This is a genomic window from Streptomyces roseoverticillatus, assembly GCF_000719265.1.
GTDB lineage: Bacteria > Actinomycetota > Actinomycetes > Streptomycetales > Streptomycetaceae > Streptomyces > Streptomyces roseoverticillatus.
Genome location: NZ_JOFL01000020.1, coordinates 72,412 through 82,669 on the forward strand (window position 1 = coordinate 72,412; position 10,258 = coordinate 82,669).

Genomic DNA, 10,258 nt, shown 5'->3' on the forward strand with positions numbered 1-10,258 from the left:
GCGGGTGTTCGGGAGGGGTCCGGTCAGGACCGGGCGACGAGGCTCGCCGGCCGCATGTCGGTCCAGTGGGCGTCGACGTAGTCGGTGCAGCCCTGCAGGGAGTCCTCGCCGTGGACGGTGGTCCAGCCGTCGGGGACTTCGGCGAAGGCGGGCCACAGCGAGTGCTGGTTCTCGGCGTTGAGGAGGACGAAGTAGCGGGCGTCGTTGTCCTCGAAGGGGTTGGTGGTGTTGCTCATGGTGATGTGCTCCTTTTGCGGTGAATTGATGGTGGGTCAGGAAGCTTCGGGTGCGGATGCCCGGAGGCGGGCCGCGAGTTCCGCGACGGTCGGCCCCGCCAGCAGGTCGGCGATGCCCGGGCCGGCCTCGCCGGTGCCGAAGGCCTCGCGGATGCGCAGCACGAGGGTCATCGCCAGCAGCGAGTGGCCGCCGAGTTCGAAGAAGCCGTCGTCGACCGTGACCTCGGGCAGTCCGAGCACGTCGGCGAAGACGTCGCAGAGCGTCTTCTCCGCCACGTCGCGCGGGGCGCGGCCCGTGCCGCCGGCGGCCATGTCGGCCGCGGTCGGTGCGGGGAGGGCCTTGCGGTCGAGCTTGCCGTTGACGGTCAGCGGCAGCGCGTCCAGGACGACGAACGCCGACGGGATCATGTATTCGGGCAAGGACGTGGCCAGTGAACGCCGTACGGCGGCTGTATCAATGCCGCCCGCGGACGCGGGTACGAGGTAGGCGGCGAGGCGCTTGACGCCGGGGGTGTCCTCGCGGACCACGACGGTGGCCTGGGCGACCGGGGGCAGGGCAGTCAGGGCGTCCTCGATCTCGCCCGGCTCGACGCGGTAGCCGCGGATCTTCACCTGGTCGTCGGCCCGGCCCAGGAAGTCCAGCAGGCCGTCCCGGCGCCACCGCACGACATCGCCCGTGCGGTACATGCGGGCGCCGGGCTCGCCGAATGCCGCGCCGAAGGGGTCGGCGAGGAAGCGGCCCGCGGTCAGGCCCGGACGGTCGAGGTAGCCGCGCGCCAGGCCGACACCGGACACGTACAGCTCGCCGGGGACCCCGACGGGCACCGGGCACAGCCGCGCGTCGAGCACGTAGGCCCGGGTGTTCCAGATGGGGCGGCCGACGGTCGCGGTGTCGCTGTCGAGCGTGCCGCCGCCCAGGGTGTTGATGGTGTACTCGGTCGGACCGTAGAGGTTGTAGCCCATGAGGCCCGGCGTCTCGCGGAGCCGCGTCCAGAGTGACTCGGGGACGGCCTCGCCACCGAGGAGGACCAGTACGGGACGGTGACGGTTCTCGTCCAGCAGGCCGCACTCGACGAGCGCCTGGGCGTACGACGGCGTCACGTTGATGACGTCCACGGCCTGTTCGGCGCAGTACGCCGCCAGGCCCTCCGCGTCGCGCCGCAGCGACTCGTCCAGGACATGCACCTCATGTCCTTCCACCAGCCACAGCAGCTCCTCCCACGACATGTCGAAGGAGAACGACACCGTGTGCGCGATCCGCAGCCGACGGCCACCGGCGGATTCCACGACGGGGTTGAAGATCGCCTCGCGGTGGTTCAGGAGCATGTTGGTCAGGCCGCGGTAGGGCGTGACCACGCCCTTGGGGCGGCCCGTGGAACCGGACGTGAAGATGACGTACGCGGCGGCGTCGAGCTCCACCCGCGCGCCCGCCGGGCCGTCGGGCAGGCCGGCCAGTTCGGCGGCGACCGCGGGATCGTCGAGCTCCACGCGCGGGACGCCGTCGACGTCCGGCATGCGGTCGCGGGCCGTGGAGTCCGTGAGCAGGACGACCGGCCGGGTCTCCTCGACCATGTAGGCCAGCCGGTCCACCGGGTAGTCCAGCTCCAGCGGCAGATAAGCGGCCCCGGTGCGCAGGACGGCGAAGAGGGCGGCCACCATGTCCAGCGAGCGCGGCAGTCCGAGGGCCACCACGCGCTCCGGGCCGGCGCCGCGGGCCAGCAGCAGCCGGGCGAAACGATTCACCCGTGCGTCCAGCTCGGCGAACGACCACACCCGGTCTCCCGCCACCAGCGCCACCGCCTCCGGCGTACGGGCGGCCTGTTCGGCCAGCAGGCCGGCGACCGAGGCGTCCGGCAGCTCGCGCGCCGTCTCCGCCCACTCCCCCAGCACCGCGCCCCGCTCCTCCCGCGTGAGCACGTCGAGGGAGCCGATGCGGCGGGCCGGGTCCTCGGCCACCTGGGCGAGGAGGGAGAGGAGGCGCTCGACGAGGGACTCGGCGGTGGAGCGGTCGTACAGGTCGGCCGCGTACTCGAAGGCGATGTCGAGCTCGTCGGCGGAGGGGGTCTCCTCGAAGTTGAAGTCGAGCTCGAACTTCACGGCGCCCAGCTCGAAGGGGAGGACGCGGCTCTCCAGCCCGAGGAGCCGGCGGGCCTCGCCGTCGCTGTTGCGGTACCCGAGCATCACCTGGAACAGCGGGTGGCGGCCGGGGACGCGCGGCGGGTTGACGGCCTCGACGAGGCTGTCGAAGGGCAGGTCCTGGTGGGCGAAGGCCGCCAGGTCGTGCTCCCGGACCCGGCCGAGGAGCTCGGTGAACGCGGGGTCGCCCGACAGGTCGTTGCGCAGCACGAGGGTGTTGACGAAGAACCCGACGAGCCCGTCGAGGGCGGCGTCCGCGCGGCCCGCGACCGGCGCGCCGAGGGGGATGTCGTCGCCCGCGCCGAGCCGGTGCAGCAGGGTGGCGACGGCCGCCTGCAGGACCATGAACGTGGTCGTGCCCGTGGCCGCGGCGGCGTCGCGCAGCCCGCGGTAGACGGCCGGCGGCACCTGGGCCCGTACGGTGGCGCCCCGCAGCCCGGTCCCGGTCGCCGGTGTCCGTGGGCGGTCGGTGGGCAGGGCGAGCTCCTCCGGGAGGCCCGCCAGCGCCTGCTTCCAGTACGCCGCCTGGCGGCTGTGCAGGCTGTGCTCGTCCGCGGGGTCGCCCAGCAGGTCGCGCTGCCACAGCGCGTAGTCCGCGTACTGCACGGGCAGCGGCTGCCAGTCGGGGGCAGCGCCTTCCGCACGGCGGGTGTACGCCGTGGTGATGTCGTCGACGAACGGCAGCATCGACCACTCGTCGCCGGCGATGTGGTGGAAGAGCAGCACCAGGACGTGGTCCCCGGGGCCGATCTCCAGCACGGTGACGCGCAGGGGCAGTTCGCACGAGAGATCGAAGCCGTGGCGGACGGCGCCCTCCACGTCGGCCTGCAGCGTCGCCTCCGTGGTGGCGGCGACGTGCAGCGCGGCGGCGGGGTCCGGCGCGTCGAGGACGCGCTGGACGACGCGGCCCTCGTGCTCGGCCACGACGGTGCGCAGGCTCTCGTGGCGGCCGGTCACGTCGGCCACGGCGTGCCGCAGCGCGTCCAGGTCGAGCGCGCCGCTCACGCGGACGACGAGGGGGACGTTGTAGGTGGCGCCCGAACCGTCGAGGTTCTGCAGGAACCACATGCGGCGCTGGGCATGCGAGAGCGGCAGCTCGGCGGGGCGCTCGCGGCGTACGAGCGCGGGCCGTTCGTGCACCTCGCCCGCGGTGCGCTCGGCGAGCGCGGCCGGGGTCGGGGCCTCGAAGAGGTCACGGACGGCGAGGCCGGTGCCGAGGGCCGTGCGGATGCGGCTGACGAGGCGGGTGGCCAGCAGCGAGTGGCCGCCGAGGTCGAGGAAGTGGTCGTCGGGGCCTACGGGGCCGGTTCCGAGCACCTCGCCGAACAGGGCGCACAGCTGCTCTTCCCGGGGGGTCGCGGGCGCGCGGCCGCCTCCCGTGCCGGCGGGGTCCGGTGCGGGGAGGGCCTTGCGGTCGAGCTTGCCGTTGACGGTCAGCGGCAGTGCGTCCAGGACGACGAAGGCCGACGGGACCATGTACTCGGGCAGCGTCCCCGCCAGCGAGCGGCGGACAGCGGCTGTATCGATGCCGCCCGCGCCTGCGGGTACGAGGTAGGCGGCGAGGCGCTTGACGCCCGGGGCGTCCTCGCGGACCACCACCGCGGCCTGGGCGACCGACGAATGCCCCGTCAGCGCGTCCTCGATCTCACCCGGCTCGACGCGGTAACCACGGATCTTCACCTGGTCGTCGGCCCGGCCCAGGAAGTCCAGCAGCCCGTCCCGGCGCCACCGCACGACGTCGCCCGTGCGGTACATGCGGGCGCCGGGCTCGCCGAACGGGTCCGCGACGAAGCGGCCCGCCGACAGGCCCGGCCGGTTCAGATAGCCGCGCGCCAAGCCGACACCGGACACGTACAGCTCGCCCGGGACGCCGACCGGGACCGGGCGCAGCCACGCGTCCAGGACGTGCGCCCGGGTGTTCCAGATGGGGCGGCCGACGGTCGCGGTGTCGCTGTCGAGCGTGCCGCCACCAAGGGTGTTGATGGTGTACTCGGTCGGACCGTAGAGGTTGTAGCCCATGAGGCCCGGCGTCTCCTTCAGGCGCGTCCACAGAGCCTCGGGGACGGCCTCGCCGCCGAGCAGCACGAGCACCGGGCGGTGCCGTCCCTCGTCGAGCAGGCCGCACTCGACGAGTGCCTGGGCGTACGACGGCGTCACGTTGATGACGTCGACCGCCTGCTCGGCGCAGTACGCCGCCAGTCCCTCGGCATCCCGGCGCAACGACTCGTCCAGGACGTGGACCTCATGTCCTTCCACCAGCCACAGCAGCTCCTCCCACGACATGTCGAAGGAGAACGAGACCGTGTGCGCGATCCGCAGCCGACGGCCACCGGCCGCCTCCACTACCGGGTTAAAGATCGCCTCTCGGTGGTTGAGCTGCATGTTGGTCAGGCCTCGGTAGGGCGTGACGACACCCTTGGGGCGGCCCGTCGAGCCGGACGTGAAGATCACGTACGCGGCGGCGTCGAGGTCGACGCGCGCGTCCACCGGCCCGCCGGACAGCCCGGCCAGCTCGGCGGCGACCGCGGGGTCGTCCAGCTCCACGCGGGGAACGCCGTCGACGTCCGGCATGCGGTCGCGTACGGAGGAGTCCGTGATGAGGACGACCGGAGCGGTCTCCTCGACCATGTAAGCCAGCCGGTCCACCGGATAGTCCAGCTCCAGCGGCAGATAAGCGGCCCCGGCCCGCAGGACGGCGAAGAGCGCGGCCACCATGTCCAGCGAGCGCGGCAGGCCCAGCGCCACCACCCGGTCCGGTCCGGCGCCGCGGGCGAGGAACAGCCGGGCCAGGCGGTTCACCTGGGCGTCCAGTTCGGCGAACGTCCACGTGCGCTCGCCCGCCACCAGCGCCACCGCGTCCGGCACGGACGCCGCCCGCTCCGCCAGCAGGTCGGCGACCGAGGCGTCCGGCAGCTCGCGCGCCGTCTCCGCCCACTCCCCCAGCACCGCGCCGCGCTCCGGCTCCGTCAGCACGTCGAGGCGGCGGACGAGGACGCCGGGGTCGGCGGTGATCTGTTCCAGGAGGGCGACGAGGCGGCCCGCGTGCTCCTCGACCGTCGCGCGGTCGAAGGCGTCGGGGCGGAACTTCCATTCGAAGCCGATGCGTTCGCCCGGGTTGGCCGCGAAGATCAGCGGGAAATGGGTGGCGTCCACGTCGGTGACGTCGTCCACGCCGAGGGCCTGCCCGATGCGGTCGCGCTCGTCCTGGTCGACGGGCGTGTTGCGCAGGACCTGGAGCGTGTCGAAGAGGCGGCCCGCCCCGGCGGCGCGCTGGATGGCGCCCAGGCTGAGCTGGTGGTGCGGCAGGAGCGCCGCCTGCTCGTCCTGGAGGCGGGTCAGGTACGCGACGACCGTCTCGTTCCGGTCGAGCCGGGCCCGGACGGGAACGGTGTTGAGGAACATGCCGATGGTCCGGTCGATGCCCGTCAGCTCCGCCGGGCGGCCGGAGACGGTGGTGCCGAAGACGACGTCCTGGCGGCCCGTCAGGCCGGCGAGGAGCAGGCTCCAGACGCCCGAGAGGACGGTGTTGAGCGTCAGGCCGTGGGTCCTCGCGTAGCCGGTGAGGCGGGAAGTCAGGCCGGCGGTCAGCTCGGTGACGTGCTGCTCGGGCAGCAGGGCGGCCCGCTCGCGGGCCTGCGGGGCGATGAGCGTGGGCTCGTCGACGCCCGCCAGGGCCGAGCGCCAGGCGTCTTCGCCGGCGGCGGTGTCCTGGGTGTGGAGCCAGGCGAGGAAGTCGCGGTAGGCCAGGGGCCGCTTCTCGTCCGGTCCCGGCCGCGGCGGGGTGCCGGTGGTCGCCAGGGCGTGGCAGCAGGCCAGGAGCTCCTGGAGGAACAGGCCGGTGGACCAGCCGTCCCACAGCAGCATGTGGTGGGTGACGAGGACGTGCTGGCGGCCGTCGGGGGTGAGGACGGAGGCCAGGCGCACCAGGGGCGGGGCGGCGAGGTCGAAGCGGGTGCGGGCCTCGGCGTCCTGCAGGCGGCGCAGTTCGGCGCCGGCGGCCTCGGGCGTGAGGGCGCGCAGGTCGGTCTCGGTGACGGGGACCTTCGTGGTGGCCGGGATGAACTGGACGGGGCGGTCGAGTCCTTCGTGGAGGAAGCCGGCGCGCAGGTTGGGGTGACGGTCGAGGACGGCGGTGACCGCGGTGCGCAGGGTGTCCGCGGGGACGGGGCGGCGCAGGGTGACGACGTCGCGGGAGGTGTGGACGTCGAGGGCGTCCTCGTCGTAGAGGGCTTCGAAGAGCAGGCCCTGCTGGAGCGGGGAGAGCGGCCAGACCGCGGTGGTTTCGGGGGCGGCGGCGCGGACGGCCGCCAGGTCCTGTTCGGTGGGCGCGGGCAGTTCGGCTGCGGCCACGGGGCCGGTGGTGTCGCCGGCGGGCGCGCGGCCGGCGCGCTCGGCCAGGGCGGCGGGAGTGCGTGCTTCGAAGACGTCGCGCGGGCTGAGGGCGAGGCCCGCGGTGCGTGCGGCGCCGACGAGGCGGATGGAGACGATGCTGTCGCCGCCGAGCCGGAAGAAGTCGTCGTGGACGCCGGCGCCGGGGAGTCCGAGGACCTCGGCGAAGAGGGCGCACAGCGCCGCCTCGGCCGGGGTGGCCGGTTCGCGGCCGGCGGCGGGCGCGGCGGCGTCCGGGAGGTCGTCGGGCAGGGAGGCGCGGTCAAGCTTGCCGTTGACGCCGAGGGGGAGGGCGTCGAGGGTCACGAAGGCGGACGGGACCATGTAGTCGGGCAGGCGGGCCGCGCACGCGGCGCGCAGCGCCTCGGGGTCCGCGGCGGCGCCGGGGGCGGGGACGACGTAGGCGACGACGTGCTGGGCGCCGGCGGGGGTGGTGCGGACCAGGACGGCGGTGTGCCCGACGGCCGGGTGGGCGGCGAGGACGGCCTCGATCTCGCCGAGTTCGATGCGGAACCCGCGGACCTTGACCTGGTCGTCGGTACGGCCGAGGTATTCCACGGCACCGTCCGCGCGGCGGCGCACGAGGTCGCCGGTGCGGTAGATCCGCGTGCCGGCGGGACCGTACGGGTCGGCCACGAAGCGGGAGGCGGTCAGCCCCGGGCGGTTCAGGTAACCGCGGGCCAGCTGGACGCCGGCGAGGTAGAGCTCGCCCGGCACGCCCACGGGTACGGGGCGCAGGGCCGCGTCCAGCACGTGCAGGCGGGTGTTCCACACCGGCCGGCCGATGGGGACGATGTCCGCGCCGGGCTCCGTCCGGTGGTACGTGACGTCGACGGCGGCTTCGGTCGGCCCGTACAGGTTGTGCAGCTCGATGTGCGGCCAGAGCGCGGCGAACCGGTCCACAGCCGCAGCGGGAAGCGCCTCACCGGAGCAGAAGACACGACGGACGCCGCCGAAGCCTGTACGGATCGCCTCGTCCTGCTCAGCCGCCGCGGTGAACGCCGTGAGCATGGACGGCACAAAGTGCGCGGCGGTGATGCCCGAACGCACGGTCAGCTCCGCCAGGTGGTCGGGCTCACGGTGGCCGCCCGGCCGGGCGAGGACCACGGCGGCACCGCTGACCAGCGGCAGGAAGAACTCCCAGACAGACACATCGAAGCTCGCCGGGGTCTTCTGCAAGATCCGGTCCGCCGGCCCGAAGCCGTACGCCTCCCGCATCCAGTCCAGACGGTTGACGACCGCCTCGTGGGTGACGACGACGCCCTTCGGGCGGCCGGTGGAGCCGGAGGTGTAAATGACGTAGGCGGCGTGCTGCGGGCCAGCGGCTGCCGGTACGGGCGGCGCGTCGGCGGCGCGGGGGGCGTCAGCGAGGAGGACGGGCACGTCCGGGAGCCAGGAGAGCCGGTCCCGCTCGGCCTCCACGGTCACCACGCACACGGGTGCGGCGTCGGCGGCCATCCCGGAGAGGCGCTCGGCGGGGTGGTCGAGGTCCAGCGGCAGGTAGGCGGCGCCGGACTTGAGCACGGCCAGCAGGGAGACCATCAGCTCGGCCGAGCGGGGCACGGCCACGGCGACGATCCGGTCCGGGCCGGCACCGGCGGCGGCCAGCTCGCCGGCGAGGGCGTCCGACAGCTCGTCGAGTTGACGGTACGTGAGCTCATGGTTCTCGTAGACCACCGCCGTCGCGTCCGGCGTGGCTGCCAGCCGCTCCGCGAACCGCGTGACGAGCGTGCCACCGGGCACGGCCCGTTCCGTGGCGTTCCACTCGCCCGCCAGCGCCCGGCTCTCGTCCGGGAGCAGCAGGCCGAGGCGGGCCAGCGGGGTCTCGGGTGCCTCGGCGAAGAGGGTGAGGAGGTGCAGGAAGCGGTGGGTGATGCGCTCGGCGGCCGCGCGGTCGAAGACGTCCGTGCGGTAGCCGAGCTCCAGGCGCAGGGTGTCGCCGCCGGGCAGGACGCGCATGGTCAGCGGGTAGTGGGTGGCGTCGCGGGCGCCGAGGCCGGTGACCTGCAGGCCGCCGGTGGCCGCGGCCGCGCCGAGGGTGCCGGAGACGTCGTCGCTGCCGGCGTAGTTCTCCACGACCAGCAGGGTGTCGAAGAGGGGCCCTTCGACGGGGGTCAGGCGCTGGACGGCGCCCAGGCCGAGGTGCTGGTGGTCCATCAGGGCGGCCTGCTCGGCCTGGACGGCCGCGGCGGTGGCGGCGAGCGTCGCGCCGGGTGCCAGGCGGACGCGGACCGGGAGGGTGTTGATGAACAGGCCGACCATGGTGTCGGCGCCGGGCAGGTCCGCGGGGCGGCCCGAGACGGTGGTGCCGCTGACGACGTCGGAGGCGCCGGTGAGGGAGCCCACGAGGACGCCCCACAGCGTGTGCAGGACGTTGCCGAGCGTCAGGCCCCGGGCGCGGGCCGCGGCGGTGAGGGCGGCCGTCAGCTCCGGGCCGGCCTCGGCCTCGGCGTCCGCCGGTTCGGCCGCGGTGCCGAGGGCTGCCCCCGGGGCGACGGGGTGGGCCTCGGTGATGCCGTCGAGGGCGGCGGCCCAGGCGCGCCGTGCGGCGTCGGCGTTCCGGCCCGCGAGCAGTTCGAGGTGGTCGCGGTAGGGGCGGACGGGCGGCAGCACGGCGAGGTCGCCGCGGGAACCGACGAGGGTGAGCAGCTCCCGCACGAGGATCGGCATGGACCAGCCGTCGAGGAGCAGGTGGTGACAGGTGACGACGAGCCGGGCGGTGTCCGGGCCGAGACGCAGCAGGGTCAGCCGCAGGAGCGGCGGTTCGGCGAGGTCGAAGCGGTGGTGCCAGTCCTCGTCCATGGCGGCACGGACGGCCTCGTCGCGGGCCGCCGGGTCGGCGGCGAGCGATGTGAGGTCGAGTTCGCGCAGGGGGGTGCCGACCTGGCGCTGCACGAACTGGACGGGGTCCTCGCCGTCGTCGTACCAGAAGCCGGCGCGCAGGTTGGCGTGCCGGCGCAGCAGGGCGTCGGCCGCGGCGGCGAGGTCGGCCGTGGCGAGGGGGCCGGTGAGGTCGAGGTGGGACTGGACGACGTAGACGTCGCGGGAGCCGTCGTCGTAGACGGCGTGGAAGAGCAGGCCCTCCTGGAGGGAGGACAGGGGGTAGACGTCCTCGAGCGCGGATCCGGCGCCGGGGTCGTCTGCCGGGGTCAGGTCGGTTACGTCAGTCATGGTGGCGCTCTCGGCTCTCGGTCGAGGAGTGATGGGCGGGGAGGCGGGTGGGCCGGTGCCTCGTCGGCGGCCGGTCCTGGGGAGGGCCGTGGTGGCCGGAGCGGCCGCGGGCCGGACTGTCGTTGGCGGCGCGGCCCTCGGCCGGGCGGTCGTCGGCCGGGCACCGTCAGCCAGGCAGTCCTGAGCACGACCGTCGTAGACGGCATGGCCCTGGGCCGGGCAGTCGTGAACCGGTGCCTGGCCGGCCGGGCCGTCCTGGGCACGGCCGTCGCGGCCTGGACGCCCCAGGACCGGACCGTCGCAGGCGGCGCGGCCCCCGGCCGGGC

The 10,258-nt window shown here is 74.4% G+C and carries 2 protein-coding genes; both read right to left on the reverse strand.

What is annotated here, in order from left to right; genetic code table 11:
• Positions 1–23: 23 nt before the first annotated feature.
• Positions 24–236, reverse strand: coding sequence for an MbtH family protein (locus IF61_RS0124075; RefSeq protein ID WP_030368602.1), 213 nt, complete (start codon positions 234–236; stop codon positions 24–26).
• Positions 237–272: 36 nt separating this feature from the next.
• Positions 273–9,932, reverse strand: coding sequence for a non-ribosomal peptide synthetase (locus tag IF61_RS0124080; RefSeq protein ID WP_052392978.1), 9,660 nt, complete (start codon positions 9,930–9,932; stop codon positions 273–275).
• Between the last annotated feature and the right edge of the window lie 326 nt (positions 9,933–10,258).

What these genes read in the sequence shown, in the direction of transcription:
- IF61_RS0124075 (WP_030368602.1), bottom strand. Translation starts at nt 236, where the DNA reads ATGAGCAACACCACCAACCCCTTCGAGGACAACGACGCCCGCTACTTC.
- IF61_RS0124080 (WP_052392978.1), bottom strand. Translation starts at nt 9,932, where the DNA reads ATGACTGACGTAACCGACCTGACCCCGGCAGACGACCCCGGCGCCGGA.